The sequence below is a fragment of the Halolamina litorea genome (assembly GCF_026616205.1).
Taxonomy (GTDB): domain Archaea; phylum Halobacteriota; class Halobacteria; order Halobacteriales; family Haloferacaceae; genus Halolamina; species Halolamina litorea.
Genome location: NZ_JANHGR010000001.1, coordinates 1605907 through 1632893, shown reverse-complemented (window position 1 = coordinate 1632893; position 26987 = coordinate 1605907). Strand labels below are relative to the sequence as shown.

General features: G+C 69.8%; 27 protein-coding genes. 16 read left to right on the top strand and 11 right to left on the bottom strand.

What is annotated here, in order from left to right:
• Positions 1-25: 25 nt before the first annotated feature.
• Together NO998_RS08425 and menD are read right to left on the bottom strand one after the other, a co-directional pair.
• On the bottom strand, positions 26-1183 hold the full coding sequence (locus NO998_RS08425) for a hypothetical protein (protein WP_267646663.1): 1158 nt from the start codon (positions 1181-1183) through the stop codon (positions 26-28).
• A gap of 62 nt (positions 1184-1245) precedes the next feature.
• Positions 1246-3036 carry a 2-succinyl-5-enolpyruvyl-6-hydroxy-3-cyclohexene-1-carboxylic-acid synthase gene (gene menD, locus NO998_RS08420; RefSeq protein ID WP_267646662.1) on the bottom strand — a complete coding sequence of 597 codons (1791 nt, stop codon included), beginning with the start codon at positions 3034-3036 and terminating at the stop codon, positions 1246-1248.
• Positions 3037-3151: 115 nt separating this feature from the next.
• Between menD and NO998_RS08415 the strand changes: the two genes are divergently transcribed.
• From NO998_RS08415 to NO998_RS08395, 5 genes are all read left to right on the top strand, one after another.
• Positions 3152-4003 carry a hypothetical protein gene (locus tag NO998_RS08415; protein WP_379821450.1) on the top strand — a complete coding sequence of 284 codons (852 nt, stop codon included), beginning with the start codon at positions 3152-3154 and terminating at the stop codon, positions 4001-4003.
• Positions 4004-4099: 96 nt separating this feature from the next.
• The gene (locus NO998_RS08410; RefSeq protein ID WP_267646661.1) at positions 4100-5293 is read left to right on the top strand and encodes an NAD(P)/FAD-dependent oxidoreductase; all 1194 of its coding nucleotides are present in this window, start codon (positions 4100-4102) and stop codon (positions 5291-5293) included.
• A 126-nt stretch (positions 5294-5419) separates the two neighbouring features.
• The gene (locus tag NO998_RS08405) at positions 5420-5545 is read left to right on the top strand and encodes a hypothetical protein (RefSeq protein WP_267646660.1); all 126 of its coding nucleotides are present in this window, start codon (positions 5420-5422) and stop codon (positions 5543-5545) included.
• A gap of 57 nt (positions 5546-5602) precedes the next feature.
• Positions 5603-6439 (top strand): 5'/3'-nucleotidase SurE, encoded by an 837-nt coding sequence (gene surE, locus NO998_RS08400; RefSeq protein WP_267646659.1) that lies wholly within the window; start codon positions 5603-5605, stop codon positions 6437-6439.
• 47 nt (positions 6440-6486) lie between these two features.
• Positions 6487-8694: a thioredoxin domain-containing protein gene (locus NO998_RS08395; protein WP_267646658.1), complete on the top strand. Its 2208-nt coding sequence runs from the start codon at positions 6487-6489 to the stop codon at positions 8692-8694.
• Positions 8695-8697: 3 nt separating this feature from the next.
• Here the strand turns inward: NO998_RS08395 and NO998_RS08390 are convergent, their stop codons facing one another.
• Positions 8698-9090 carry a thioredoxin family protein gene (locus NO998_RS08390; RefSeq protein WP_267646657.1) on the bottom strand — a complete coding sequence of 131 codons (393 nt, stop codon included), beginning with the start codon at positions 9088-9090 and terminating at the stop codon, positions 8698-8700.
• A gap of 75 nt (positions 9091-9165) precedes the next feature.
• Entirely contained in the window at positions 9166-9750 is a 585-nt protein-coding gene (locus NO998_RS08385) for a DUF7978 family protein (RefSeq protein ID WP_267646656.1), read from the bottom strand.
• Between the two features lie 110 nt (positions 9751-9860).
• Here NO998_RS08385 and NO998_RS08380 point away from each other — a divergent pair, with 110 nt between their 5' ends.
• A complete protein-coding gene (locus NO998_RS08380) occupies positions 9861-10802 on the top strand; it encodes a PLP-dependent cysteine synthase family protein (RefSeq protein WP_267646655.1) in 942 nt (313 codons plus the stop codon).
• A 66-nt stretch (positions 10803-10868) separates the two neighbouring features.
• On the opposite strand, the gene NO998_RS08375 is transcribed toward NO998_RS08380, so the two are convergent.
• The 3 genes from NO998_RS08375 to NO998_RS08365 all read right to left on the bottom strand — a co-directional run bounded on the left by NO998_RS08375 (position 10869) and on the right by NO998_RS08365 (position 13652).
• Positions 10869-11315: a DUF5804 family protein gene (locus tag NO998_RS08375; protein ID WP_267646654.1), complete on the bottom strand. Its 447-nt coding sequence runs from the start codon at positions 11313-11315 to the stop codon at positions 10869-10871.
• A gap of 170 nt (positions 11316-11485) precedes the next feature.
• Positions 11486-12376: a hypothetical protein gene (locus NO998_RS08370; RefSeq protein ID WP_267646653.1), complete on the bottom strand. Its 891-nt coding sequence runs from the start codon at positions 12374-12376 to the stop codon at positions 11486-11488.
• An 85-nt stretch (positions 12377-12461) separates the two neighbouring features.
• Positions 12462-13652, bottom strand: coding sequence for a tRNA sulfurtransferase (locus tag NO998_RS08365; RefSeq protein WP_267646652.1), 1191 nt, complete (start codon positions 13650-13652; stop codon positions 12462-12464).
• 108 nt (positions 13653-13760) lie between these two features.
• Between NO998_RS08365 and NO998_RS08360 the strand changes: the two genes are divergently transcribed.
• Positions 13761-14393: an RAD55 family ATPase gene (locus NO998_RS08360; protein ID WP_267646651.1), complete on the top strand. Its 633-nt coding sequence runs from the start codon at positions 13761-13763 to the stop codon at positions 14391-14393.
• Here the strand turns inward: NO998_RS08360 and NO998_RS08355 are convergent.
• The 3 genes from NO998_RS08355 to cyaB form a co-directional block, all read right to left on the bottom strand.
• Positions 14390-15475, bottom strand: a complete 1086-nt coding sequence (locus NO998_RS08355; protein ID WP_267646650.1) for a hemolysin family protein — start codon at positions 15473-15475, stop codon at positions 14390-14392. The genes NO998_RS08360 and NO998_RS08355 overlap by 4 nt on opposite strands.
• A gap of 39 nt (positions 15476-15514) precedes the next feature.
• Complete coding sequence (locus tag NO998_RS08350; RefSeq protein WP_267646649.1) at positions 15515-16729, bottom strand: methionine adenosyltransferase; 1215 nt, start codon at positions 16727-16729, stop codon at positions 15515-15517.
• Between the two features lie 62 nt (positions 16730-16791).
• Positions 16792-17340 carry a class IV adenylate cyclase gene (cyaB, locus tag NO998_RS08345; RefSeq protein ID WP_267646648.1) on the bottom strand — a complete coding sequence of 183 codons (549 nt, stop codon included), beginning with the start codon at positions 17338-17340 and terminating at the stop codon, positions 16792-16794.
• Between the two features lie 107 nt (positions 17341-17447).
• On the opposite strand from cyaB, the gene NO998_RS08340 reads away from it, so the two are divergent.
• The 9 genes from NO998_RS08340 to NO998_RS08300 all read left to right on the top strand — a co-directional run bounded on the left by NO998_RS08340 (position 17448) and on the right by NO998_RS08300 (position 26155).
• Positions 17448-18011 (top strand): YbhB/YbcL family Raf kinase inhibitor-like protein, encoded by a 564-nt coding sequence (locus NO998_RS08340; RefSeq protein WP_267646647.1) that lies wholly within the window; start codon positions 17448-17450, stop codon positions 18009-18011.
• Between the two features lie 93 nt (positions 18012-18104).
• On the top strand, positions 18105-19034 hold the full coding sequence (locus tag NO998_RS08335; protein WP_267646646.1) for an FKBP-type peptidyl-prolyl cis-trans isomerase: 930 nt from the start codon (positions 18105-18107) through the stop codon (positions 19032-19034).
• 271 nt (positions 19035-19305) lie between these two features.
• Positions 19306-20730, top strand: coding sequence for a GTPase HflX (gene hflX / locus NO998_RS08330; RefSeq protein ID WP_267646645.1), 1425 nt, complete (start codon positions 19306-19308; stop codon positions 20728-20730).
• Positions 20731-20799: 69 nt separating this feature from the next.
• Positions 20800-21600 carry a hypothetical protein gene (locus tag NO998_RS08325; RefSeq protein WP_267646644.1) on the top strand — a complete coding sequence of 267 codons (801 nt, stop codon included), beginning with the start codon at positions 20800-20802 and terminating at the stop codon, positions 21598-21600.
• Positions 21601-21702: 102 nt separating this feature from the next.
• On the top strand, positions 21703-22791 hold the full coding sequence (gene hisC, locus NO998_RS08320) for a histidinol-phosphate transaminase (RefSeq protein WP_267646643.1): 1089 nt from the start codon (positions 21703-21705) through the stop codon (positions 22789-22791).
• Positions 22788-23345 carry an adenylate kinase family protein gene (locus NO998_RS08315; protein ID WP_267646642.1) on the top strand — a complete coding sequence of 186 codons (558 nt, stop codon included), beginning with the start codon at positions 22788-22790 and terminating at the stop codon, positions 23343-23345. The genes hisC and NO998_RS08315 overlap by 4 nt, the downstream gene beginning before the upstream one ends.
• Positions 23346-23960: a CDP-alcohol phosphatidyltransferase family protein gene (locus tag NO998_RS08310; RefSeq protein WP_267646641.1), complete on the top strand. Its 615-nt coding sequence runs from the start codon at positions 23346-23348 to the stop codon at positions 23958-23960. It abuts the gene before it with no gap.
• Between the two features lie 141 nt (positions 23961-24101).
• On the top strand, positions 24102-25325 hold the full coding sequence (locus NO998_RS08305) for a glycosyltransferase family 2 protein (RefSeq protein WP_267646640.1): 1224 nt from the start codon (positions 24102-24104) through the stop codon (positions 25323-25325).
• A 59-nt stretch (positions 25326-25384) separates the two neighbouring features.
• Positions 25385-26155 carry a class I SAM-dependent methyltransferase gene (locus tag NO998_RS08300; protein WP_267646639.1) on the top strand — a complete coding sequence of 257 codons (771 nt, stop codon included), beginning with the start codon at positions 25385-25387 and terminating at the stop codon, positions 26153-26155.
• Between the two features lie 9 nt (positions 26156-26164).
• Here NO998_RS08300 and NO998_RS08295 read toward each other — a convergent pair whose 3' ends face one another.
• Positions 26165-26974, bottom strand: a complete 810-nt coding sequence (locus NO998_RS08295; RefSeq protein ID WP_267646638.1) for a nucleoside phosphorylase — start codon at positions 26972-26974, stop codon at positions 26165-26167.
• Positions 26975-26987 lie beyond the last annotated feature (13 nt).

The following is a 26987-nucleotide window of genomic DNA, read 5'->3' as shown; positions in this document are numbered from 1 at the left end:
GTCGCGCAAAAAGCCGCCGATCGGTTCAGCCGAACATGAAGCCGCCCTCGTCGACGTCGACGCGGTGTTCCTCCGGCTGGCCGCTCTCCCCGCCCGCTTCCCCGGTCTCCCCGTCCCGGCCGTCGTCGCCGGTGTTGGCGTCGGCACCGTTCGCCGCCGCGGCGTCGCCACGGTACAGTTCGTCGCCCGAACCGGTCTCGGTCGCGGGCTCCTGGCCGGGCCGAAGCGGGCTGTCACGCGGTTCGCGGAGCCGTTCGGTCGGTTCCCCACCTTCGCCAGCCGGCGCGGCGGTCTGCCCTGCGGGCTCGTGGTTCCTCGATCGATCGACTTCGACCGGCTCCTCGGCGCTGGCCGGCCCCCGCGCAACCGCCTCCGGGGCACCGTCGGCGCTCGGGTCCGGTCGCGGGTCGGCCGCGCCGGGCTTGGTGTGGTCGCCACCTTTGGGCTCGGTCGCCGTCGAGGACGGTTCAGGGTCGGCGCTGGCGCCGGCGTCGGTGGGGCCGTCGGGGTCGCCCTCGTAGAAGATCCCGAGGCCGAAGATGCTCTCGCGCTCGCCGGTCGTCGGCGGCGCCTCGCTGCGGTCGCGCTCCCGGGTCGAGTAGGTCGGTCCGCCGTCGTCCGGCGAGTCGTGCGTGGTGAGATCGTCCGGGTCGGGGCCGTTCGGTCCGGGGGCGTCCGAATCCGGGGGCTCGGGCTCCGGCGGCGTGGCGAAGCTCCGGATCTTCCCCAGCAGGCCGCTGCCGTCGCTCCCGTTGCTCTCGGACTGTCGCCGTGCGGGTTCGTCGCCGCCGAGGTCCAGTGGCGTCCCCGGTCGGGGCCCCTCCGGCGGCTTCGGCTCGTCGATGGGCGCCGTCGGGCTGGCGTCGCCCTTGATCGGCCCCAGCTCGCTGGTGAACCACGCGGCGAAGGAGACGAGCCCGATCACGATCCCGCCGATGACGTAGTCGCCCTGCTCGATCAGGAGCGTCCAGACGATGACGAACCCACAGATCCCGCCGGCGATGAGCATCCGCGGGAGGCTGATGGGTGGGCCCTGATTGATGGCGTAGCCGGTCATCCAGCCGCCGATGAACAGCATCGTGCCGGCGACGAGCGCCGGCAGCACCTGACCCATGCGGAACCCGAGGTAGACGACGATGGCGACCCCACTCGCCACGAACACGTTCCACCCCGTCGAAGGCATTAGCGTGGCCTACTCAGGACAGGCACAAAGAGGTACCACCCGATCGGACCGCGACGACTGACCTACGTGAGTTCCTCGACGACCCGCTCGCGTAGCCGGTCGCGGGTGCCGTGGGAGTCGGCGGCGTCGGTGACGACTTCGACGACGGTGCTCCCCTCGCTCGCGACCGCCTCGCTGTAGGCGTCGACGAAGCCCTCGCGGGAGTCGACGCGCTCGTAATCGAGCCCGTAGAGGTCGCCCGTCGGCTCGAACTCGATCCCGTGGGGCGTCTTGAACTGGCCGGTGAAAGGTGGGTCGAACGACTCGATCGGCAGCATGTGGAAGATGCCGCCGCCGTCGTTGTTGAGCAGGACGATGGTCGCGTCCACGTCACAGCGCGCGATCGCGAGCAGCCCGTTCATGTCGTGGTAGTACGCCAAATCGCCGATCACGAGCGTCAGGTGGTCCGTCGTCGCCGAACCGGCGCCGAGCGCCGTCGACGTGATACCGTCGATTCCCGAGACGCCGCGGTTCCCGAGCGCGGTCACGGCGTCGGGGCTGGGCCGGGCGAAGCGATCCAGGTCCCGGACCGGCATGGAGTTCGAGACGAACAGCGTCGTCGGGTCCGGCGCCTCGGCGACGGCGTCGGCGACGATTCCCCCCTCGAACAGCCCATCGTGGCCCTCGACGGCGTCCCAGTGTGCCTGCTCCGCGTCGGCCCACAGGCTCCGCCAGTCCGCCGAATCGGGGCCGGCGACGACCCGGGCGAGCGTCTCGGCCAGCCGTGAGGGGTCGGCGACGACGAGGTCGGTCGCGGTGAACTCCGCCTCGCGCCACTTCCCCGCGGGGTCGACGACGAACTGGTCGCCGCCGGTGCGGGCGAGGTACTTCCGCAACGGCTTCGACGTCGGCGAGGCGCCGATGCGCAGGACTGCCTCGGGGTCGGGCCAGTTCTCCGTGACCGCTTCGTCGAGGTAGGCGTCGTAGCCGCCGAGCACGGGAGCGACGCGGGTGTGGCCGCCGAAACGCAGGCCCGAGAGCGGGTCCGCGAGGATCGGGAAGCCGGTGGCGTGGGCGAGCGCGACGACCGCCTCGGGGTCGACCTCGTGGGGGTCGGCCGGCCCGGCGACGATCAGGCCACGCTCGACGCCGAGGTCGTCCGCGAGCGCGCGGACCGCGGTGTCGGGGAGTTCGGGAACGCCCTGCGAGCGCTCGACGAACGCCGGCGGCGACGCGCCGCCGACGCCGGCGGGTGCGGTGCCGTCGTTCCCATCCGTCCGCCCCTCGGCGGCCAGCGGGTCGAGGTCGTCGGGCACGTCGCCGGGCACATCGACCGGTTCGAGCGGCTTGCGGAACGGGACGTTCAGGTGGACCGGGCCGGGGTCGGTCCCCTCGGCTTCGGCCAGCGCGCGGGCGACCGTTGTCCGCAGGGAGCGGAGCTTCCGGGCCTCGGCTTCGGGTTCGGGGAGGTCCTTGTACCACCGGACGGCATCGCCGTAGAGCTTCTCCTGATCGGCGGTCTGGTTCGCCCCGGAGTCACGGAGTTCCGGGGGTCGGTCGGCGGTGAGTGCGAGGAGGGGGACGCGGGACTGGTCGGCTTCGAGCACCGCGGGGTGGTAGTTCGCGGCGGCGGTGCCGGAGGTACAGACGAGGGGCGTGACTTCGCCGGTACGGCGAGCACGGCCCAGCGCGAAGTAGGCGGCGGCGCGCTCGTCGAGGTGTGAGAAGACGTGGATGTCCTCGTGGGCGTCGAATGCGGCCGTCAGCGGCGTCGAACGCGACCCCGGCGAGACGCAAGCCGCGGTAACGCCGCTGCGGGCGAGTTCGTCGACCAGCGCCCGGGCCCAGAGCGTGTTCCGGTTCGGTGCGGTCATTACCGAACCCTCGCGGCCGGGGCTGTTGGTTCCTGCGTTCCCGGCCGACCGGGAGGCGGAGCGGTCCACCCATCGCCCATAAATCACTACCCCATCCGGGGAGAACGGCCCAGTAGTGGCGATGCTCAACGAACAGCACGACGTCGTCGTCTCGGACCTCATGACGACGGAGGTGGAGCGTGTGCCGGCGGAGGCGACGGCCGCGACGGCCCTCGAGTGGTTCGAGGAACGGGGGTACACGGCGGCGCCGGTCGCCGATACCTCGCCGACCGCGTCGGTCACCGCCGCGGCCGTCGCTGACGCCGCCGAGGAGACTCCCGACGAGACGCTCGCGACGCTCGCCGAACCGGTGTCGCTTTCGCGGCTGCTCTCCCCGAAGTTGGGGTTCGGTGGGATGCTCGACGCGCTCCGCGAGGAGCCGATATACTTCGTCGGCTGGGACGGCGAGGTGGTCGGCGTCATCAGCCGCGCCGACCTGAACAAGCCGCCGGCCCACGCCCACCTCTACACGCTTGTGTACGAACTCGAAGCGCGGCTACGGGACCTGATCGACGAGCGGACCGATTGGGAGGTGATCCTGCGCAACGTCGGCTACGACGGCGACGGCCACAGCACCGAGTACGACAAACTCCGCGCTGAGTACGAGGAGTACGTCGACGCCGACCTCCACCTCCGGCCCGTCGACTACACGACGTTCTGGCAGTTGGAGCGGGTCGTCGAGGAACACGACGACCTCTGGACGCTGCTGCCGTTCAGTTCCCAGGACCGCGCGGTCCGGAAGCTTGGAGCGATCCGCGACCTGCGCAATCAGGTGGCCCACTACGGCAACGTGATCCACTCGATGGACGCCGACCTGCTGGCCAGCGGTCGGGACATCATCGGTCTGAAGGAGACCTACAGCGCCATCGTCGACGTGAACTCGGCGCTGCGAGACCACCAGACTGGGGAGCCGACGGCGTCGGCGTAGGCGCCGTCGGCGCCGGTCGCCGCCGAACGCTCACGGCGTCGTTGTTTCCGCGAGCGTTCCGTAGCGACTTTAGCCCTGCCCGTGTCACCTCCGGCCATGACCCACCGGATCGTCGTCGTCGGGGCGGGCTACGCGGGCGCGGGAACCGTCGACGCCCTCAAACAGGAGGTCCCGAAGGCGGACCTCGAAGAGGAGGTCGAACTCGTCTGGATCAACGAACACGACTACCACCTCGTGCTCCACGAGTCCCACCGCGTCATCCGGAACCCGGACGTGGCCTCGAAGATCACCATCCCCTGTGAGTCGCTCCTGCCCGATTGGGGCGAGTTCCGACAGGGCCGCGTCGTCGGCCTCGACGAGGCGGACCAGTCGGTCGAACTCGACGATGGAAGCGCGGTCGACTACGACTACCTCCTGCTCGGTATCGGCAGCGCGACGGCGTTCTACGGCATCGACGGCCTGCGCGAGCACTCGCTCACGCTCAAGAGCCTCGCCGACGCCCGCGAGATCCACCAGTCGATCAAGGAGGCCGCCGCGGACGCCTCCATCGCCGACCCCGCGCAGGTGATCGTCGGCGGTGCCGGCCTCTCGGGCATCCAGTCGGCCGGCGAGATCGCGGCCTACCGCGACGAACACGACGCCGACATCGACGTCCACCTCGTGGAAGGGCTCGACGAGGTGTTCCCCGGTAACGACTCCGAGGTCCAGCAGGCCCTCCGGACCCGGATCGAGGACGCGGAGATCAACATCGAGTGCGGGGAGTTCATCTCGAAGGTCGACGAGGACACCGTCTACCTCGGCGGCGGCGAGGACGAGGAGCCCGCGGAGATGCCCTACGACGTGCTCGTCTGGACCGGCGGCATCACCGGCCAGGAGGAGTTGGAGAACACCGATCTGGACAAGGACGAGCGCTCCCGGCGCGTCTTCGCCGCACAGGACTTCCGCACCAGCGACGACCGCGTGTTCGCCATCGGCGACACCGCCCTGATCGACCAGGGCGACGACAACGTCGCGCCGCCGACGGCCGTCGCCGCTTGGACGGCCGCGGAGGTCGCCGGCGAGAACCTCGTCAACGCCGTGCAGGGCAAGCCCCTCTCGGAGTGGACCTACGAGGACAAGGGGACCCTCATCTCCGTCGGCGACGAGGCCGTCGCCCACGACATCGACGCCCTGCCGTTCGGCACGTTCGGCGGCACCGGCGCGAAGTTCCTGAAGAAGGCTGCCGCAGTTCGGTGGATCGCGTCCATCTCCTCGTTCGGCCGGGGGATGCACGCCTGGAACGATATGTAGGCCGATCGCGGCGGTCACTCGCCGCGATCGTACACGCCTCAATTTTCGCCGAGCGACGCCGACATCCGGCACCAGTTGCTCCAGACTGACCCAACGCCTATTGAGCGCTGGCCCCACGGTCGAGCCATGAAGGCCTCGACACTCGTGCTCGTGTTCGGCGCCGTCCTGTTCGTGCTCCCGATCCCCGGCACGTTCGTCGCCGGTGCCCTCGTGTTGCTCGCGGGCGCGCTCGCTCGGTGGCTCGGCTCCTGATCGGCCGCCCCGATCCGTACCGCAACCGTTTCTACCCGCAGTCGTGCATTCCCGCCCATGAGCGACCCCAGTATCCTCCTCACCAACGACGACGGCATCGACGCGCCCGGCCTCGCCTCCCTCCGCGAGGAACTCACGGCCGTCGGCGACGTGACCGTCGTCGCCCCGCACGACAACCAGAGCGGCGTCGGCCGCACGCGGAACTCGACGGCCGTCCGCCACGACCACCCGTGGGGCTACTCGCTGGAGGGCACGCCCGCCGACTGCGTCGCCTACGCGCTCTGCGGGCTGGGCACCGAGTTCGACGCCGTCGTCTCCGGCGTCAACGACGGCCCCAACGCGGGCAACTACGTGGTCGGCCGCTCGGGCACCGTCGGCGCCGGCATCGAGGCGGCGTTCCTCGGCCTCCCCGCCGTCGCCGTCTCGGCGTACCACGCGGTCGATTTCTTCCCGCAGCCGCCCGAAGAGTACGACTTCGCGCGCCCCGCCCGCGTTGGCGCCGACCTGCTCGAACGGGCGCTAGCGACCGAGACGTTCGACGAGGTGGACCTGCTGAACGTCAACGCGCCCGTCGATACCGCCGACCCCCACGCCCGGATCACGCGGCCGACCGCCGACTACGACCTCCGCGTGGGTCACGACGCCGACGCCGTCGAGCGTGACCTCGGCGACGGATCGACGGCGGTTTCGCTCGACGACTCCGTCTGGCCCGACACCGAGGGGTTCGAGAACCCCTTCCCGCTGGCCGACGACCACGCGACGCGCTACCCCCACGGGAGCGACCGCCGGGCGATGGTCGAGGGTGAGGTGTCCGTGTCGCCGCTGACGGTCAACCACGGCCACGCCGAGAGCCAGTCGTTGCCGGGCGTCGTCGACAGCCTCGACGCTGAGTAGCGCCGCGACCACCGGCTACTTCCCCGTCCGTACCCAGCGTTCGGCTAATGAGCGAACCGCGGAGCGACGACGGTCGCAACCGACTGGCCGACGAGGCGAGCCCGTACCTGAAACAGCACGCCGACAACCCGGTCGACTGGCAGCCGTGGGACGACGACGCGCTCGCGGAAGCCCGGGAACGGGACGTGCCGATCTTCCTCTCGGTCGGCTACTCGGCCTGCCACTGGTGTCACGTGATGGCCGAGGAGTCCTTCGAGGACCCGGCGGTCGCCGAACTGATCAACGAGAACTTCGTCCCGATCAAGGTCGACCGCGAGGAGCGCCCCGACCTCGACCGGGTGTATCAGACGGTCTGTCAGCTGGTTACCGGCGGCGGCGGGTGGCCGCTGTCGGCCTTTCTCACGCCCGATGGCGAGCCGTTCTACGTGGGGACGTACTTCCCGCCGGAGTCCCCGCCCCAGCGCAACGTCCCCGGCTTCGGCGAACTGTGCCGACAGATCGCCGGCTCGTGGGCCGACCCCGAGCAGCGCGCCGAGATGGAGAACCGCGCCGAGCAGTGGACCGCGGCCGCACGGGACCGGATGGCCCCCGCGAGTTCGCCGGCGAACGACGGTCCCGGCGCCGACGACGCCTCCGGCACCGAGATCCTTGACGACGCCGCGGCGGCGGCGATCCGCGGCGCCGACCGCGAGAACGGCGGCTTCGGTCGCAGCCCGAAGTTCCCCCAGCCGGGCCGGGTCGAACTCCTGCTCCGGGTGGCGACGCTTTCCGGCGACACCGAGCCGCTGACGGTCGCCGAGAACGCCCTGAACGCGATGGCCAGCGGCGGCCTCTACGACCACCTCGGCGGCGGCTTCCACCGCTACTGCGTCGACGACGACTGGACGGTTCCCCACTTCGAGAAGATGGCCTACGACAACGCGACGGTCCCGGCGGCGTTACTTGCGGGCTATCGCGTCACGGGGAACGACCGGTACGCCGATATCGTCCGCGAGACCCTCGACTTCGCCGAGCGTGAACTCTCCCACCCCGAGGGCGGCTTCTTCAGCACGCTCGACGCCCGGAGCGAGACGCCCGACTCCCGACTCGACGATGGCGAGGAGCCCGAGCGTGAGGAGGGCGCGTTCTACGTCTGGACGCCCGAGGAGGTCCGCGAACTGCTCGACGAGCCGTCGGCGACGCTGTTCTGCCGGCGCTACGGCGTCGTCTCCGGGGGGAACTTCGAAGGCGGAACGAGCGTCCTGACCGAAACCGTCCCCGTCGAGGAACTGATCGGCGCCGAGATCGAGGTCGCCGGTGAGACCGTCGAGGCACCCGACGACGAGGCCGAGATCCGGGCGCTGCTCGCCGACGCCCGGGAGACGCTGTTCGCGGCCCGCGAGGCGCGCCCGCGCCCGCCACGGGACGAGAAGGTGCTGGCTGGCTGGAACGGCCTCACCATCGAGACGTTCGCCCGCGCCGGCTTCGTGCTGGGAGACGATTCCCGGATCGACCGCGCCGAGTCCGCGCTCACGTTCGTCCGGGAGCACCTCTGGGACGAGGAAGAAAAACGCCTCTCCCGGCGCTTCAAGGACGGGGACGTGGCGTTCGACGGCGCGCTCGAGGACTACGCGTTCCTCGGTCGCGGGGCGTTCGAACTCTACCAAGCGACCGGCGAGGTGGCGCCGCTCGCGTTCGCGCTCGACCTCGCCGAGGCCATCGTCGAGGCGTTCTACGACGCCGACGACGGCACGCTCTACCTCTCGGCGAACGACGCCGAGGACCTCGTCGCCCGGCCCCAGGAGCTCACCGACCAGTCGACGCCGTCGAGCGTCGGCGCGGCCGTCGCGCTGCTGCTCGATCTGGACGGCTTCACCGACGCCGACCTCGCGTCGACGGCCCGCGAGACGCTGTCGACCCACCGCGGTCGGATCGAGGCCAGCCCCGTCGAACACGGCACGCTCGCCGTCGCCGCCGACGCCGACGCTCGGGGCTCGCTCGAACTCACCGTCGCCGCCGACGACCTCCCCACCGAATGGCGCGAGACGCTCGCGTCGCGGCACCTGCCGGGCGCCATCGTCGCCCGTCGGCCGCCGACTGAGGCGGGGCTCGAGGACTGGCTGGACGAACTCGGGCTGGAGGAGGCGCCGCCGGTCTGGGCCGGTCGCGAGGCGCGGGAGGGTCAACCGACGGTGTACGCCTGCCGCTCTTTCACCTGCTCGCCGCCGGAGACCGATCTGACGGCGGCGCTGGACTGGGTCGAAGCGAACCTCTAGGGACTACTCGGCGTTCTCGATCGCGTCGGCGAGGTACTGTGCGATCGGTCGGTCCTCGCTCTCGACGAATCGGGCGATCTCCTCGCCGTCCTTCTCGACGATGACGGTCGGGATCAGTTCGATCCCGTACTCCTCGATCCCCTCGCCGACTTTCTCGCCGTTCTCGCGCTCGACGGCGTGGGCATGGATCCGCTCGTCGGGCACGCCCGCAGCCTCGAGTGCCGCGGCGAACGCCGGGAGCTGTTGTCGGCAGTCACCACACCAGTCCCCGCCCCAGATACGGAACACGAGTCCCTCTGTGCCGAGGGCGTCGACGGCGTCGCCGTGGGACTCGGCGTCCCAGACGGGGTCGGGTTCGAGCGTCGCGAGCGTCGATTCGGGGGGGGATTCGGACATACCCGCACTCGGCTCCCTGCGGGCATAAGTCGTACGCCGCCGGCGGTAACGACGGTTTATCGAGTGTGATTCCCGCTACTCCGCGAAGCGGTTGTCCTCGCTGAAGACGCTCCAGGCGGCGCCGCCGACGGCGCCGAAGATGAGCGGGTAGACCAGCCCAGCTAGCAACAGCGCCGTCACGAGATCCGGCGCCACCGAGCCGTCGTAGCTGAACAGGAACCGCCCGGTCAGCGCGAGCGGGAAGTAGCCGAGCGTGACTGCCGCTCCAGCGGCGGCGGCGTCGGCGGCTTCGTCGGCACCGGCGAGGCGCGCGACGACGAAGCCGACGCCCACGAGCAGGACGACCGGCACGAGGTAGAGCAGGACGATGGCGCCGCCGTCGCTGGCGGCGATGAAGTTCTGCGAGCGCGGGCCGCCGAGGCCGCCCGTCGCCCGCGTCCGGACGAAGTGGGCGTTGTAGAACAGCCAGCCGACGCCCTGCCAGACCGATATCGGCTCGCCGCCGAACAGCTCCGCGATGAAGTTGAACCCCGAGAGCCGCTCCTCCATCGAGCCGCTGGTCGCGAGGTAGGTGACCAGGTAGCCGAACACGTACGCGCTGACGCCGGCGACGGCGCCCTCGACGAGCGGGAGTCGGTCGGTGAGGCTGTCGTCGTTCATACCCCGTACCGTTCCCACGAACGGGCATATCTCTGGTGGCCGATCCCCGGAGCCCCCGATCGCTCCGCTGTCGCTACCCCTTTAGGCCCGACCCGGCTACCCGGGACCAGATGGACGCGAACGTACTGGAGACCATCGGGACGCCGCTGGTCGAGGTGGCGTCGCCGACCGGCACCGTCGCCGCCAAACTGGAGTCGAAGAACCCCGGCGGCTCGGCGAAGGACCGCCCGGCGCTGTACATGATCGAGGCCGCCGAGGAGGCCGGTGAACTCGGCGAGGGCGACGCCATCGTCGAACCGACGAGCGGCAACACCGGGATCGGACTGGCCCTCGTCGGCGCGGTCAAGGGCTACGACGTGCGGATCGTGATTCCGGGCTCGAAGTCGCCCGAGCGGCGGCGGATCATGCGGGCCTACGGCGCCGACATCGAGGTCGTCGACGGCGACATCAGCGACGCCCGCGACCGGGCCGACGAACTCGAAGCCACCGGCGAGTACGTGCAGGTCCGGCAGTTCGAGAACGGCGCCAATCCCCGCGCGCACTTCGAGACCACGGGGCCGGAAATCCTCGACCAGGTCGGCGACCGTGAGATCGACGCCTTCGTCGCCGGCGTCGGCACCGGTGGCACGCTCACCGGCACGGCCCGCCGACTCGACCAGGAGTTCCCCGAGATGGAGGTCGTCGCCGTCGAACCCGCGGAGAACGCCGTCCTCTCGACCGGGGAGTCGGGCCACGACGACTACCAAGGGATGGGCCCCGGGTTCGTCTCGCCGAACCTCGACGTGGAACTCATCGACGAGGTCGAGGCCGTCACCCTCGACGACGCCGAGCGGGAGTGTCGCTGTCTCGCCCGTGAGGAGGGGATTCTGGTGGGCCAGTCGAGCGGCGCCGCCAACGTCGCCGCACGGCGCACCGTCCAGCGACTCGCCGACGAGGGCGTCGAGGACCCGCTGGTGGTGACGATATTCCCCGACGGCGGCGAGCGCTACATGTCCACGGGGCTGTTCGACGCCGAGGAGGCCGAGGACTGCCCGTGGCGCGGCGAGGAGTAGTCCACAGAACGCGAGCGGCGGTCGGCGGTCTCAGTTTGTCGGTCGAAGTGGCTGTCCGTGAGTCGGCTAGCCGCCGAACTCCCCTTCGGTCACCCGGACCACGAGTACCTCGTCGTACCCCTCGCGTTCGGGGGTCCATTCCCCCTCGCGCTCGACGAAGACGGGGTCCTCGGGCCGGCCCTCCTCGACGCCGTAGACTTCGAGGAACGTCCCCGTGGCGTCCGGATCGACCTCGCCGTCACGGATCGCCGTCGCGAGGTCCCGGGAGAGCCACTCCCCCTCCGAGACGGAGTCCGACTGCACCAGCGCCGCCCGGGTGAAGCGCACGAGGTACCAGTTCAGGTCGTTCAACAGCGAGACGGCGGCGCCGATGGAGACGGTGTCGAGCGCGAGGCTGTTCGCGTACGGCTCCCGCAGGTCGTAGGTCGCGAGCGCCTCGCGGGCGGTCTCCCGCGAGAGCAGTTCGTAGCGGAGGGTACTCTCGGGGGTGCCCAACAGACAGACCTGCGCCATTACCGGGCGGTCGACGGCGCCGATGAAGTGGGTTGCGGTCCGGCGATCAGTTCGTCGGCGTCCCCTCGATGACCGTACCGGCTTCGGTGACTCCGTCGTCGAGATAAGCCGCCGGACCCGGCCGTGCCGTCAGTTCAGAGGGCCGGGGCAGGAAATACGGGAACTCGAACCTACTGGAACCGGCCTTCGGAGATCGTCCCCTCGGCGCCGACGGCGATGATGGTCCCGTCGCTCATCAGTTCGACCGCGCGGTAGGACTTGTCCTTGCCCGTCTCCTGTGGGGTGAAGGGAGCGTCCTTGTTCGACATCGTCGAGACGCCGCCGGAGTCGCCACAGACGACGAACGTCCGCCCGCCGGCGGAGACGTCGTTAGGCGCGCTGATCCCCGGCGGGAACTGCTTGCGCCGGCCTTCCTCGCCGAAGACGGAGATGTCGACGTGAACCCCGTGACTGTCGGTCACCGCACAGAGGCCGTTGGCCGCGGTCGCAACCCCCACGACGCTCGTCTCTGCGAGCCGGTGGCTCCGCCACCGCTTGCCGTTCTGTGAGTAGTGGAGGTAGCCCGCGTCGTCGGCGAGGTAGTGGTCCTGTTCGATCCGGACGACCTCGTTGATCGTTGCGCCGTCGCGCGGGACGGCGACGCCGTCGACGGTGAGGTCGTTCTGGTCCATCGACGCCCGGAACACCCGGCCGCTGTCGGTCGTGACGTGCAGCGTCTCGTTCCCTGCGGGGCCACTCACGCTGACGCTCGTGAGGTCGTCCGTCAGGTCGTAGGGGGTGGCGTAGTTCTCGACCTCCTCGGACCGTCGGTCGTAGTACCCGAACGTCCCGCCGGCGCCGGTGAACCAGATACGGCGGTCGTCGGTGGTCATCCCGCAGCCGAGAAGGTTGCTCCCGTTTCCCCGCGGACCGGTCTCGAACAGCGTCCGCCACTCACCCGTCCCGCTCCGCTCCATCATCAGCCCGCGAGCGCCGGCCGCGAAGGCGATGCTGCCTGCAGACTCGACGGCGTTCAACTGTGCCGCCTTCGGCGCCCGGACGTTCGTCCACTCGTAGCTCATCGCTCGACACGACGGACGGCCGATCGGGCCAAAAGAGTGGGGGCGAACCGGGGGACGGGAGGGCCCCAGACCTAGTAGACGGTGGTCACTTCTCGCCGACGACGTAGCGCTCCTCGGCCAGCGCCTCGGCCCGCGAGAGCAGGTCGTCCGGCTCGGCGGCTTCGACGCCCGAAATCGTCGCGTTCGTCTCGGGGTAGTCCGGGGCGACGCGCTCACAGCCGACGTTCATCGTCGCGTCGACGAACGTGCCGATCTCGCGGGCCTGTTCCACGATGTCGGGCTTGTCCCGCGTGAGCAGCGGACGGTAGACCGGGCGGTCGGCGGCGGCGTCGGTCGTCCGGAGGTTCGGCCCGGTCTGGGAGGACTTCTGCCCGACGGACTCGCCGGTCGCCAGCGAGTGGGCGCCCACGTCGTCGGCGACGCCCTCGGCGACCCGGAGCATCGCACGCCGGAGCGAGAGCATCCGCGTCGGCTCGGTTGCGGCGACGAGGTCGTTCACCAGATCACCCGCCGGGACGACCCGCAGTCGGGCGTCGACGTGGGGCGCCGAGCGGGCGACGACTTCGGCGGTCTCGGTCGCGCGGGCGAGGTGGTCGGCGCCGCCGTAGGCGCCCAGATCGAGGTAGACCGGGACGACCTCCAGCCCGCGTTTGAACAGCTCCCACGCCGCGACGGGCGAGTCGAGGCCGCCCGAGAACAGCAGCACCGTCTTGCCTTGCGTCCCGACGGGGAGCCCGCCCGGGCCGTCGTACTCGGCGACGGAGACGAACGCCTCCTCCTCGCGGATCTCCAGTCGGTAAGTCTCGTCGGGGTCGTCGAGGTCTACGTCAGCGCCGGTGGTTTCGCCGACGGCGGCGCCGACTTCGCGCTCGATCTCCTGACTGCTGAAGGGGTGGGTTTCGGCCGAGCCGGCGCGGTTGGCTCGGACGGCGAACGTCGCGCCCTCGGGGTGGTCGCCGGCGAGCGAGACGGCGGCGGTTTCGAGGGCATCGCGTTCGGGGGCGACGGCGATTGCGGGCCGGGTCGAGACGACGCCGAACGCGTCGGCGGCGGCGCGGGCGGCCTCGTCGGCGCCGAAGCGGTCCGCCGTGTCGCCCTCCTCGGGCCAGATCAGGATGCGCGACCAGCGGCGTTCGACTCGGCCGGCGATGCCGCGGTCGTCGAGGATCGCGCGGACGTTGTCGGCGAGGCGGTCGAGCATCTGCCCGCGGACCTTGCCGCTCTTGATGCCCAACTCCCCGAAACGAACGACTGCGAGATCCGGTGACGGCTGCACGGGCGGCCTAGCCGGCCGGCGGGCATGGGTGTTTCCCTCCGCGGGCGCCCCCGGCTCCGGTACCGGCCTCGCCCACAGTCTTTTGCGAGTTACGCGTGTCCGTCGACCGTGAGCGAGCGACTGTCGACGGGCGTGCCGGAGATCGACCGGGAGATCGGCGGCGGGATCGACCCCGGGTCGATCGTCCTCGTGCTGGCGCCGCCGGCGAGCCAGAGCGAGGCGCTGTTGCACGCGACGATGCGCGAGCGCCGGACCCGGTACGTCACGACACGGCGCAACGAGAACGCGGTCAGTGAGACGCTCGGGAAGGTCCTCGACGGCGGTGCGCCGGGCTACAGCGTGAAGTACGCCGGCCTGGACGAGCCGCTGGCGAACGTTCGCGAGGCCATCGCGCTGGTCGAGGAAGAGGCCGGCATCGTCGTCGATACCGTCGATCCCCTCGAACGAACCGGCGATCCGGACAGCTACGTCACCTTCCTCAACGAACTCAAGGACGCGCTGATCAGTACCGGGAGCGTCGGCGTCCTCCACGCGGCGACCAGCGCCGAGCGCTCGCCGCTGCGTGACGTGACCGAGTCCTTCGGCGACCTCGTGCTCGACGTGGCGGTACAGCGCAACGGCTCGCAGGTCGAACACGTGCTCTCGGTGCCGAAGTTCCGCGCCCACGACCTGCCGGGCGAGACGATCAAACTCGAACTCTCCAGCGAAGTGCAGGTCGACACGAGCCGGGACATCGCCTAACGGTCGGGGTCGACCGCGTCCAGCGGGTCCTCCATCTCCCCGGTGATCGACTCCAGTAGGTCCGTCACCGTCACCATCCCGACGACCTCGCCGTCTTCGACGACGAGCGCGAGTTCCTGGCTCTCGACTTGGAACTGGTCGATGGCGTCGCTGACGCTCGTGTCTCCCGAGAGCGTCATCGGCGGCGCCGAGAGGTTCGTGAAGTCGATCTCGCCCTCGGCGACACCGTCGCGGTAGCGCGCGAGCATCGGGAAGTAGACGATGCCGCGGAAGTCACTCAGGTCCTCGCCGATCAGCGGGTAGCGCGTGTGGGGGTGTTCCTCCATCCGCCGGAAGTTCTCCGCCGTGTCGGCCTCGGTGGAGAGGGCGACGATGTCCGACTCGGGGACCATCACCTCGTCGACGGCGCGGTCGCCGATGGTGAGGGCGTTCATGATCTCCGCGCGGCGGTCCTCCGAGAGGTCGCCCCGTGAGAGCACCGAGCCGAGTCGCTTGTGGAGGTCCGCGCGGGACTCGATGGCGTCCTCCTCTGTCTCCAGCCAGGCGCCGGTCATCTCGACGCCGAACAGGCGCAGCGTCCCCTTCGCCACCCAGTCGCCGAGCTTGATGATCGGGAGGATCAGGCGGTTACACCAGTACAGCGGGGTCGCGCCGTACTGACAGACCAGCCGCGAGCGCTCGACGCCGAGGTACGTCGGCGTCTGCTCGCCGTGGGTGAGGTGGACGAGGTTGATGATCAGGAACGCGAGCACCGCGCCGGCCCCCGCGCTGGCGAACATCGTCCCCTCGAACACCGGCTCGAACACCGGCTCGAAGATGGCCGCCAGCGCGGGTTCGGCGACGATCCCGACCGCGATGCTGGAGGCGGTGATCCCGACCTGGCAGGTAGTGAGGTAGAGCTCCAAGTCGTTGGTCATCTCCCAGGCGCGTTCGAGGGCTTTGTTCCCCCCGTCCCCGAGGAACTCCTCCTTCGAGAACTGGCGTGCCCGGGTGAGCGCGAACTCGATGGCGACGAAGAACCCGTTCGCGAGGATGAGGCCGACCCCCGCGAGGAGTCTGGCGGTCAGTTCGAACGTTTCCATGCCGATGGCTCTCGACCGCCCGAGATAAATGCGCGGTGGCTAGAACGTCGAGATCTCTCCCTCGATCGCCTCGCGGGTGATCTCGGTGACGTTCGCCAGCTTCTCGTCAACGATCTCGGTCACGTCGTCCTCGATGTCGGCGACATCGATGTCGTCATCGACGACGATCTGGGCGTCGGCGACGTGGGGCTCGTCGATCGGGCGGCCGATCTGGGAGAGCAGACGCATCTGGAGGTCCCGGATCCCGTCGACGTCCTCGACGACGGCCTCGGCGGTCGCCGTCGAGAGCAGGTTGTAGATCTTCCCGATGTGGTTGACGGGGTTCTTCCCCGAGGTCGCCTCCATGCTCATCGGTCGGTTCGGCGTGATGAGGCCGTTCGCGCGGTTCCCGCGGCCCACGGAGCCGTCGTCACCCTGCTCGGCGGAGGTGCCGGTGACGGTGAGGTAGACCGAGCCCTCCTCGTAGTCGTCGGCTGTGTTGACCTCGACGCCGACCTCGCGGTCGGTGTACTCGTGGGCCAGTTCCTCGGCGTACGCACGCACCTCGGCGACGGCGCGCTTGTACGCGTCGAGGTCGTCGACGTAGGCGTCGACCATCGCCACCGCGACGGTCACGTCGATCCGGTCGCCCTCGCGCTTGCCCATCACCTTCACGTCCGGGCCGACTTCGGGGTTCTCGGCGGCGTACTCGCCGTTGAGGCCGTTCTCGATCTCCTTGACGATCGTTTCAGTCTCGGTCAGGGGCGCGTGGCCGACGCCGTAGGAGGTGTCGTTGGCCATGGGCACCTGCACCTCGTCCTCGCCGAACACGTCCTGCAGGTCGCCGCTGCCCTCGCCGAGGCGCACGTCGATGACCACGTCGGTCCCGTACTCCAGTTCCGGGATGTTCTCCTCGAGGTACTCGCGGGCGGCCGCGAGCGCCGTCGAGTCCACGGGGAGTTCGAGGACCTCGCCCTCGTGTTCGTAGGTCTTCGTCGCACGGCCAACGAGGAGGATGTAGATCGGCTCGATCACTTCGCCGCCGCCGTACTTCGGCGCCGCTCGGCCCGCAGCGAGTTGGGTCTCGTCGGTGTTGTAGTGGAGGACCTTCCCGACCCGTTCGAGGTAGAGCTGGGAGAGTGCCCGCGAGACGCTCTCGGCGATCCCGTCGCAGATCGAGTCGGGGTGACCGATCCCCTTCCGCTCGACGATCTCGACCTGCTGGTCCTCGACGGCCCGCCGGTCGAGTTCGGAAACTTGGATGTTCCGCGTCATTGCTCCTCTTTCCCCGTCGCGGGGTCTATAACCTTCGGAAACGATCGCCCCGTGAGAAATTACTACGAAGAATTATCCAGTAGCAGACCGAGGTAGGAAGTCCGGATCTGGTCGTCGGGGTCGAGGCCGAGGTCACGCATAAGTGCCTGTGCCCCCTCGCGGACCGACTCGACGGCGTCCTCGGATGCCTCGCGTTCGACCTCGACGAACGCGCCGACGCCGTCGACGCTGTCGAGCGTGACCGTGTAGCCGTCGAGGGCGAACCGCTCGCGCTGCTTCTCGACGGTCGCCGCCGGTTCGAAGCCGAGACCGTCGAGGATTCCCGCCGCGGCGTCGCCGTCCGTGACGGCGGTCTCGTGTTCCTCGCGGGTCTTCGAGGCCGCCTCGACGAGCGGCCCCTTGTAGGTCATCTTGACCGTAGTCTCCCCGCCGTCGAGGTCGGTTTCCTCGCGCAGTCGGAGCGCCTCGTCGGTCTCGGCGAACTCCCGGTGTGGGGCGTCGTAGTAGGTGTCGACCTGCCGGATACGGTCGACGGCCTCGGCGCCGGCGTCGTCGAGGGCGGCGCGAACGCGCTCGTGATCGGCAGCGACCTTGAGTTCGACCTCGTACATGAAACGGGAGTCGACAGCGCCGGCGAAAAGGCTGGCCCATCGCGGCCGGCCGACCGCTTGACGATCCAACCTGAAAACACTTGCCGGGCGCGTGAGTAGCTGGGATCATGCAGCGACGACGCTACCTCGCCGGAACCAGTGTCGCGTTCGCCGCCGGGCTGGCCGGCTGTGGCGGCGGCGACGGCGCGGCCGCCGACTCGGGCTTCTCGCTGACGGCGACGGCGTTTGCCGACGGCGGCACGATCCCGGCGCGCTACACCTGCGAGGGCGGCGACGTGAACCCGGAACTGACGATAGACGGCGTCCCCGACGACGCCGAGACGCTGGCCCTCGTCGTCGACGATCCTGACGCGGGCGATCAGCCGTACGTCCACTGGCTCCTCTGGAACGTCCCCGTGAGCACGACGACGATCCCCCGGAGCGTCTCGAAGACCGAACGGCCGCCGTTCGCGGAGGGTGCCCGGCAGGGGACCAACAGCGCGGGCGAGATCGGCTACATGGGACCGTGCCCGCCGGTCGGCGACGAGCCCCACCGCTACCGCTTCCGGCTCTCGGCCGTGGGGACGACGTTGGACCTCGACGCGGGCGCGGGCCGCGGGGAACTGGACGACGCGCTGTCGGGGGCAGTCGTCGACGAGGTGACGCTGACCGGGCGCTACGGCCGGGATTGAGGCCGACCCCCGGGCCGCGGGTCGGCCAGCCGTTTCGGCGCCGTCTGGCCCCGAAACGTTGTCCTTAAGAGTGGAACACGAGACGGTAAGGGTATGAGTGAGAACGAGGCCGACGCCGAGGCCGAGACCGAGTCCGGAGTTCAGGAGGGCGATTTCGTCCGTATCGACTACACCGTCCGCACCACGAGCGACGACCGCGTCGTCGACACGACCCGACAGGACGTCGCCGAGGAAGCCGGCATCGACGACGACGAGTACGACTTCTCGCCGCGCATCATCGTCGTCGGCGAGGGCCACGTGTTCCCCGGCGTCGACGACGCGCTGCTCGGCAGCGAGGTCGGCGACGAGGGCACCGTCACCATCCCCGCCGAGGACGGCTTCGGCGAGTACAACCAGGAGCAGGTCCGTACCGTCAGCTCCTCGAAGCTGGACGAGGAGAACCGACGCCCCGGCGCGCAGGTCCAGATCGACGGCGAGCAGGGCTACGTCGAGACCGTGATCGGTGGCCGCGCCCGCGTCGACTTCAACCACCCGCTCGCGGGTGAGGAGCTCGAGTACGAGTACGAGGTCGTCGACGTCGTCGACGACGACGAGGAGAAGGCCGCCGGCCTGCTGGGGATGTACCTCCAGATGGAGCCGGAGCTCCGCATCGAGACCGAGACCGTCGAGGAGGAGGTCACCGTCGAGGACGACGACGGCGAGGAGACCACCGAGACCGAGGAGGTCGAGCAGCGCACCCTCTACATCGAGGCCAGCCAGCAGATGCAGATGAACCAGCAGTGGATGTTCCAGAAGCAGCAGGTCGCTCAGGACCTGATGGACCGTCTGGAGCTCGACCGCGTCGTCGTCGAGGAGGTCTTCGACGGCAGCGCCGGCGGCATGATGGGTGGCATGGGCGGCATGATGGGTGGCATGGGCGGTGCCGAAGCCATCGAAGAGGAGATCGAGGACATCGAGGCCGACCTCGAGGACGCCGACGTGGACGCCGAGGAGATCGTCGACGAGCTCGAAGACGACGAGTAAGCGACTCGACCCCACACCGACCGAACTTTTTTTTTCCGGGATGCCGATCCAGTAGCGCGTAGCCGATGGAGCTCGTTTCCTACTGAGCCCGCGACGCTCACACGACGGCCGGGAGGCGAGAGCCCTGGACGCGTGGCCACCCGGCCGCGCCGTGAGCGACGGCGGGAGACCCACTGAGGCACCGTTTCCAGACAGCCTCGGGTCTCCCGTCGGCCGCAGGCGTCGCCGCCGTCGTCGCCCGCCGACGCCGGGGGACCCACCTTCACCAACGTTGCAAGACACACCAGCCGACGGATCGGCAACCGACGAACCGACGACGAACGACGACACGACCAGCGACGCCCACGCGGACGACACACGGACGACTGACACAAGGACGGACGACCACCGGACCATCGACGACGACCAGCCGACCAGCGACGCTGGCCGAACCGCCATCGTCGTCGCCCGCAAGCGCGATGAACAGCCCGACACGACCGAGATCGAACGGCTCGCCGCCGCGGCGGACTACGCCGTCGTCGGGGCCGTCACCCAGCGCCGCCGCGAGGACAACCGCTACAACCTCGGGAGCGGGAAGGCCGACGAACTGGCCCGGAGAGTGGCTGAGACGGGTGCCGACGCGGCCCTGTTCGACACCGAACTCACCCCCGGCCAGTACAGCTCCCTGACCGAACTGCTCCCCGACGGGACGCGGATCATCGACCGCCACCGACTCGTCCTCGACATCTTCGAGGCCGGCGCCGGCGGGAAGGCCGCCCGGCTACAGGTCAAACTCGCGAAGCTCCGGTACGAACTCCCGCGGGTCCGCCAGACCGAGGAGCGGACCCACATGCAGAAGGCCGCCGAGACCGGCTCCCGGTTGGTCGACCTCGAAAAGCGCATCCGGACCGTCGAGAACAAACTCGACGAAGTCGCCGACCGGGCGGGCGAGCGCCGGGCCGACCGCCGCGAACAGGGGTTCGACCTCGTGGCCATCGCCGGCTACACCAACGCGGGGAAGTCGACGCTGCTGCACCGACTCGCCGAGGACCTCTCGGTCGAGGAACTGGCGCCCGACCACGAGGACCTCGACGGCGCGGCCACGGTCGAGGATTCGCTGTTCAAGACCCTCGACACCACGACGCGCCGGGCGAGCGTCGACGGCAGGCGGGTGCTCCTGACCGACACCGTCGGCCTCGTCGACGGCATCCCGCACGACCTCGTGGCGGCCTTCAGCACCACGCTCGATGCAGTCGCGGACAGCGACCTCGCACTTCTCGTCGTCGACGCAAGCGACCCGCTCGCGGAACTGCGCGAGAAACTCCGGGTCTCGCTCGCGGAACTCGACGACCCGCGGGGGGAGCTCTTGGTCGTGCTCAACAAAGCCGACCTCGTTGACGACGCCGCCCTCGACGCTCGACGCGCGGCCGTCGCGGACGTGACCGACGACCGGGTCGGCGACCCGCTCGCCGTCAGCGCGCTCGCGGGGGACGGTACCGACAGCCTCCGCGAGGCCGTCGCCGACGCGTTGCCCGACGCCGACGCGACGTTCGACCTGCCCAACACGGGGGAGACGCAGTCGTTCCTCGCGTGGGCCCACGAACGGGGCCGGGCGAGTGCCACCTACAAGGGTGACCGGGTCGAAATCGAGTTCACGGCCCGCCCGGCGGTCGTCGAACGGGCACGCTCCCGGGCGGCCGAACTCCGCGAGGACTGATCGCTCGCCCGGGCCGCCCCCGGGGCATCCTCCGCTGACTTTTTCTCGCTCCCAATCGAGGTGCTACTCATGACTGACACTGGCGGCAACGATCGGCGACGCGACATCGAGGGTCGGATCAACACGCTCGGCGCGGGCGGGAAGGGGACGGGCAGCCGCGGTCGGCGTAATTCCCGGACCGATTCGGCCGACACCGAGGCCGACGAGGACGACGTGAGTTCGGGGCTGACCGGCAACGGCGCCGACGCCGACGACGAGAGCGACGAGTCGAGCGGTACCGACGCCGACGCGCTCGCCGACGACGCCCCCGAGGGTACCGACGCAAGCGACGAAAGCGACGACGCCGAGGAAGCCGACGCGTCGGACGCCGAGGCCGACGACGAGGCAGACGAGGACGACAGCCCGGTCGAGACCCGCGCGACCGACGTTGACGAGCGATCCTCGCTGGAGATCGAGATGGACCGGTTCGTCCGTGCCTTCGCGGCACGCCGAGCCGAACAGATCGGCGAGGACAACCTCGACGAGTACATCGTCGGCTCGGTGAAGGGCTACCTCGCGGGCCTGCTCGGCGGCGACGTGGAGTCCCCCGGCACGCTCAAGCGCAAGATCGAGGTCGAGGCCGACGACATCTTCGGCGGTCTGCTCGACATCGTCGCCGACGAGGACCAGGATCAGGGTGACGTGGTGGTCGAAGCGGTCGCCGACGCCTACGACGTGCCCGAGGAGGACTCGCTGGTCGTCGCCGGCCTGCGGGACCACGAAGCACTGCTCAACGGCGTGGTGGCGAACAACTCAAACAGCCTCGGCGACGTCTCCGAGGTCGTGCAGGCGGCCGTCGAGACGCGCCTCATCGAGGAGCGCGCCGACTGACGGCCCGAGGACAACCGACGTCGCACCGCGATACCGCGCTCCGGGCCGACGCCGCCGAACGAGGGCGGGAGCCTTATCCCCCATCACCGTGAACGTCGCGCCATGCAACCACGGGACCTCTCCGCCCACACCGAGTACGTCCCCGGACGGGGGATCGAGGAGGTCGCCCGCGACCTCGGCCTCGACCCCGCGGACTTGGTGAAACTCTCCTCGAACGAGAACCCACACGGCGCCAGCCCCGCGGCCATCGACGCGGTCCGGGGCGCCGCCGAGGACATCTCGGTCTACCCGAAGGCCGCCCACACCGACCTCACGGCCCGACTGGCCGAGAAGTGGGACCTCGGCACCGAACAGGTCTGGGTCGGCCCCGGCGCGGACGGCGCCATCGACTACCTCTCGCGGGCGATGCTGGACCCCGAGGACCCGGTGCTCGTTCCCGAGCCCGGCTTCTCCTACTACGGGATGAGCGCGCGCTACCACCACGGCGACGTCCACGCCTACGAACTCTCGAAGGCCGACGGGTTCGCCATGACCGCCGACGCAGTTCTCGACGCCTACGACGGCGAACGGATCGTCTTCGTCACCTCGCCGCACAACCCCACGGGCGCGACGATGGCTCACGAGGAGATCGAGGCGCTCCTCTCGGGTGTCGACGACGACTCGCTCGTGGTCGTCGACGAGGCCTACGGGGAGTTCGCCGACGTCGACTCCGCCGCCGGCCTCCTCGACTCCTCCGACAACCTCGCGGTCCTTCGGACGTTCTCGAAGGCCTACGGCCTGGCCGGCCTGCGGATCGGCTACGCGCTCGTCCCCTCGGCGTGGGGCGACGCCTACGCGAAGGTCTCGACGCCCTTCGCCGCCAGCGAGGCCGCGCTCCGGGCCGCCCTCGCCGCACTCGACGACGACGAACACGTCGAGAAGTCCGTCTCCAGCGCCGAGTGGGCACGCGAGCACATCCACGAGCACCTCGACGCGCCGACGTTCGCCAGCGAGGCCAACTTCGTCCTCTGTGAGGTGGGCGACGGGAGCGCCGTCGCCGAGGCCGCCCAGGGGGAGGGCGTCATCATCCGGGACTGCACCTCCTTCGGCCTCCCCGGCTGTGTCCGGATCTCCTGTGGCACCGAGGCGGAAACCCGGCGGGCCGTCGAGACGCTGAACGAGGTCCTCGCGGAGCTGGGGGCGACCGCATGAGCGGGAGCGACGGCGGCGACGGCGGCGACGCCGACCTCTCCTTCGACCGGATCGTCCTCACGGGGACGCCGGGGACCGGCAAGACGACCGTCGCCGAGCGCCTCGGCGAGCGCCTCGGGATCGAGGTCCATCACCTCAACGACCTGATCCGCGAGGAGGGGCTCCACGAGGGCGAAGACGAGCAGCGCGGCTCGCTCGTCGCCGACCTCGATGCGATCCGCGAGCACCTCGGCGACTGGTCGGGGTTGCTCGACTCCCACCTCGCCCACCACTTCGAGGCCGACGCGGCCATCGTGCTGCGCTGTCACCCCGACGAACTGGCGGACCGACTGACCGAGCGCGGCGAGGCGGAGGCCAAGGCCGCCGAGAACGCCGAGAGCGAGGCCCTCGACATCGTACTCAGCGAGTCCGTCCGGCAGTACGGCGAGGACCGCGTCTACGAGATCGACACCACCGACCGGCCGGTCGAGACCGTCGTCGACGACGCCGTCGCCGTCCTCCGGGGCGAGCGCGAGCCGTCGGCCGGCACCGTCGACTTCACGGGGGCGCTGTAGATGCTCCACCGCTTCCGCGAGGTCGCAGACCGGATGCTCGTGCCGTTCGTCGACGCCGCCGAGGCGCTGGGGCTGACTCCCGACGGCGTGAGCGTGATCGCGTTCGGCTTCGCCGGCGCTGCCGCCGGCGCGTTCTACGTCGGCGGCGCGTCGGGGCCGGCGTGGCTCTACCTCGCGGCCAGTTTCTTCGTGTTCGCCAACGGCTGGCTTGACCTCGTCGACGGCGCGCTCGCCCGGACGCTCGGCACCGACTCGAAGGGCGGGGACCTGCTCGACCACGTACTCGACCGCTACGCCGACGTGCTGATCATCGCCGGCCTCGCCGCGGGCGCCGACGCCTACGCGCTCGGCCTGCTGGCGGTGACGGGCGTCCTGCTCACCTCCTACCTCGGCACGCAGATCCAGGCCGTGGGGTTGGGTCGGGAGTACGGCGGCCTGCTCGGCCGTGCGGACCGCCTCGCGCTCGTGGGACTCGTCGGCGTCGTCGCCTTCGCCCTGCCGGGTGAACTCGTCGCCGGCCTCGGCGCCGTGGAACTGCTGCTCGCCCTGTTCGCGGTGGTCGGCCACCTCACCGCGCTCCAGCGGTTCTGGGGCGCGTGGTCGGACCTCTCCTGATCGGCTCGGATCGATCCGCGCCCGCCGTTCGGCGTTCTCCCCGTCGATTATCGGTTATCGACAGTATACCGTAAATTCAGCCCGGAATGAGTCGTATTAGGAACAAGTTATATACATCATCTTTCCTGAGCCACATTTATCGTGGGTACGTCGCTCGCCGAAGCCCCGGTTGCTCACCCCGTCCCGGTACAGGGCGCGGTGGCGGTCGGGGGAGACCTCCCTCTGCAGGGGCCGTGGGAGGCGTTGGGGCCCGATCTCGTCGCGACGACGCTCCTCTGGTCCGTGATGAGCCTCTACATCGCCGGCGGCCTCTACTGGCTGTTCGAAATCGCCGTCTACGGCTGGCGCTACGAGGACCCCGAGCGGGTGTACGGCAGCGACGACGTCCAAGTCCGGTTCCTGACCATCGACGCCGAGTCGGTCGTCCAGCGGTCGGTCGATCGGTTGCCCGAGGAACTCACCGATCGGTACGTCGTCGCCGAGGAGCCGATGGATATCGCCGGGTCGGAGGTCGCCGTCGTCCCCGATTCCTTCGAGTGCTCCGCGACGAACAAGGGGCGGGCACTCGAGTGGGCCAGACGGACCCTCGACTGTGAGGCGGAGTTCGTGCTCTACCTCGACGAGGACAGTCACGTCATGGAGTTCGCCGGGCTTCCGGACGCGGACATCGTCCAACTCAGCGAACACCCGCGCCGGACGTCGAGCCTCCTCACCTACTTGGCGGAGGTGACCCGGATCGGGTTCCAAGCCGAACAGCGAGCGTTCCCGTCCATCACTGTCCCGCTGTACGCGTGGGGCGGCGGTTTGGCCATCAGGCAGTCCCTCGAAGCCGAGGTGACGTGGGACTACCCGACCGTCATCGAGGACACGGTGTTCCTCTGGCGCGCGTACGTCGAGGCCGACGCGACGTTCTCCTACGTCACCGACCAGGTCTCCAATCAGGCACCGCCCTCGGTCGGCGCCATGTTCCGCCAACGGCGCCGGTGGATCGCCGGCGCTCGGGAGGACAACAGCATCCTCTCCATCGATCGGGTGCTGATGTACGGTATCCGGGACCTCTCGTGGTCGGTGACCGCGTTCATACCGGCGTTGGTGGTGCTCTCGTTCGTGCCGGTGGTGGACCTGTACTTCTTCGAGGCGTACCGGCTAGTCTCGTTCGTACTGCTGGGAATGCTGCTCCTCTGGGCCGTTCTCGGGGTGTATCTCCACCAGCCGAAACGGCGTATCGCCGTGCTGTGTCTCCTCTTGGCGCCGATCACGACCGTGCTCCACTCCGCCGGTGCACTGTGGGGCCTGCTCTCGCCGCCGGAGACGTTCGAGGTCACGGAGAAAGTCGACCAGGAGGACGACAGCCATGGGCTGTAACGTGTGGGCCCGTGCCGAACGGACGGAAAACTGATACCACTACCCGACCAGGGTCCGCTGTGAGCGATCTCCGACAGTCGAACCGCCGGCTCTGGGACGAGTGGAGCGACGACTTTCAGGCGATCTGGCGCTCGGACACCGACGAGGGCGAACTGCCGCCGGCGCCGTCGCCGTTCGCCGAGGACGCGCCGGGCGGGCCACAGCCACAGATCCTCGATGGCGTCGAGGGTGAGGCGTACGTCGAACTCGGCTGTGGCGGCGGACAGGGGAGCGTCGGGACCGCCCAACTGGGAGCCGATCCCGTCGTCGGCGTCGACTTCTCGGGCGAACAGCTCGGCCACGCACGCCGGCTCCGTGACCGCTACGGGGTTGACGCGCGGTTCGTACAGGGCGACGTGACCGACCTCCCGCTGCCGGACGACCGCTTCGACGTGGCCTCCTCGGAGGCGGCGTTCCAGATGGTCGAACACGTCGACCGCGCGTTCGCGGAGGCCCACCGCGTCCTCCGGGAGGGCGGCGTGTTCGTCTTCAGCGTGATGCATCCGTTGCACGAGGCGATGGACCCGGCGTCGGGCACGCTCGAACACAGCTACGTCGACGCCGGCCCGCGGGAGATCCGGATCGACGAGGGCTACGACGAGGTGCTGACGGTGTTCGACCGCACCGTCGCGGACCTCCACAACGGCCTCGTCGACGCCGGCTTCGAGGTCCGACGACTGTTCGAACACCACAGCCACCGTGTCGAGAACAACGACCCCGAGGAGAGCGACGCCCCCGAGGTGCTCTGGGAGATCCCCCAAAGCGTGCGGTTCTGGGCTGTCGCGGGGTGAGAGGCCGAACTACTCCAGACTCAGGCCGGCGTGCCAGCGGTCGGCGCCGGCTTCCGCCTTGACTTCGTCCATCTTCGCCAGGAGCTTCACCGCCAGACTCGCCGTCTCGGCGGCGACGGACTCGCCCTCGGTCATGAACTCGCCGGTCGTCCGGTTCGCGAACACCGAACAGACCGCACCCGCGCGCAGGCCGTAGACGTTCGCGAGCGTACAGATGGCGGCGGTCTCCATCTCGATGTTCAGGACGTTCGCCTCCTTGAGGTCCTCGACCAGCGTCTCGCTGCCGGCGGCCTCGAACCCCCCGAACCCCTCGCGGCCCTGTCCGGCGTAGAAGGAGTCGGCGGACATCGTGAGGCCGACGTGGTAGTCGTGGCCCAGTCGCTCGGCGGCGGCGATCAGCGCGGAGACGACCTCCTCGTCGGCGACGGCGGGGTAGTCCTCGCGGACGTACTCCTTGCTCGTGCCCTCCTGTCGGACGGCCCCGCGGGTGATGACGAGGTCGCCGACGTCCATCTCGGGCTGGATGGCGCCACAGGAGCCGACACGGATGAACGTGTCCGCGCCGACGCGGGCGAGTTCCTCGACGGCGATGGCCGCCGACGGGGACCCGATCCCCGTCGAGGTGACCGAGATGTCGGCGCCGTCGTAGGTGCCGGTGGCCGTGCGGTACTCGCGGTGGTAGGCGACCTCCTCGTGGTCGTCCCAGTGGGGGGTGATCTTGTCGAGGCGCTCGGGGTTCCCCGGGAGCAGGACGCTCTCGGCGACGTCGCCGGGTTCGAGTTCGACGTGGTACTGCATCTCGTCGGAGGCGTCAGACATACCCCCGAGGATC

Bases quoted from the DNA above. Each gene is read 5' to 3' on its own strand.
- NO998_RS08405 (WP_267646660.1), top strand. From the start codon at position 5,420: ATGAAGGCCTCGACACTCGTGCTCGTGTTCGGCGCCGTCCTGTTCGTG.
- NO998_RS08410 (WP_267646661.1), top strand. From the start codon at position 4,100: ATGACCCACCGGATCGTCGTCGTCGGGGCGGGCTACGCGGGCGCGGGA.
- hisC (WP_267646643.1), top strand. From the start codon at position 21,703: ATGCAACCACGGGACCTCTCCGCCCACACCGAGTACGTCCCCGGACGG.
- NO998_RS08295 (WP_267646638.1), bottom strand. From the start codon at position 26,974: ATGTCTGACGCCTCCGACGAGATGCAGTACCACGTCGAACTCGAACCC.
- NO998_RS08335 (WP_267646646.1), top strand. From the start codon at position 18,105: ATGAGTGAGAACGAGGCCGACGCCGAGGCCGAGACCGAGTCCGGAGTT.
- NO998_RS08380 (WP_267646655.1), top strand. From the start codon at position 9,861: ATGGACGCGAACGTACTGGAGACCATCGGGACGCCGCTGGTCGAGGTG.
- NO998_RS08370 (WP_267646653.1), bottom strand. From the start codon at position 12,376: ATGAGCTACGAGTGGACGAACGTCCGGGCGCCGAAGGCGGCACAGTTG.
- NO998_RS08425 (WP_267646663.1), bottom strand. From the start codon at position 1,183: ATGCCTTCGACGGGGTGGAACGTGTTCGTGGCGAGTGGGGTCGCCATC.
- NO998_RS08395 (WP_267646658.1), top strand. From the start codon at position 6,487: ATGAGCGAACCGCGGAGCGACGACGGTCGCAACCGACTGGCCGACGAG.
- NO998_RS08390 (WP_267646657.1), bottom strand. From the start codon at position 9,090: ATGTCCGAATCCCCCCCCGAATCGACGCTCGCGACGCTCGAACCCGAC.
- cyaB (WP_267646648.1), bottom strand. From the start codon at position 17,340: ATGTACGAGGTCGAACTCAAGGTCGCTGCCGATCACGAGCGCGTTCGC.
- NO998_RS08350 (WP_267646649.1), bottom strand. From the start codon at position 16,729: ATGACGCGGAACATCCAAGTTTCCGAACTCGACCGGCGGGCCGTCGAG.
- NO998_RS08385 (WP_267646656.1), bottom strand. From the start codon at position 9,750: ATGAACGACGACAGCCTCACCGACCGACTCCCGCTCGTCGAGGGCGCC.
- NO998_RS08315 (WP_267646642.1), top strand. From the start codon at position 22,788: ATGAGCGGGAGCGACGGCGGCGACGGCGGCGACGCCGACCTCTCCTTC.
- surE (WP_267646659.1), top strand. From the start codon at position 5,603: ATGAGCGACCCCAGTATCCTCCTCACCAACGACGACGGCATCGACGCG.
- NO998_RS08325 (WP_267646644.1), top strand. From the start codon at position 20,800: ATGACTGACACTGGCGGCAACGATCGGCGACGCGACATCGAGGGTCGG.
- menD (WP_267646662.1), bottom strand. From the start codon at position 3,036: ATGACCGCACCGAACCGGAACACGCTCTGGGCCCGGGCGCTGGTCGAC.
- NO998_RS08375 (WP_267646654.1), bottom strand. From the start codon at position 11,315: ATGGCGCAGGTCTGTCTGTTGGGCACCCCCGAGAGTACCCTCCGCTAC.
- NO998_RS08340 (WP_267646647.1), top strand. From the start codon at position 17,448: ATGCAGCGACGACGCTACCTCGCCGGAACCAGTGTCGCGTTCGCCGCC.
- NO998_RS08355 (WP_267646650.1), bottom strand. From the start codon at position 15,475: ATGGAAACGTTCGAACTGACCGCCAGACTCCTCGCGGGGGTCGGCCTC.
- NO998_RS08310 (WP_267646641.1), top strand. From the start codon at position 23,346: ATGCTCCACCGCTTCCGCGAGGTCGCAGACCGGATGCTCGTGCCGTTC.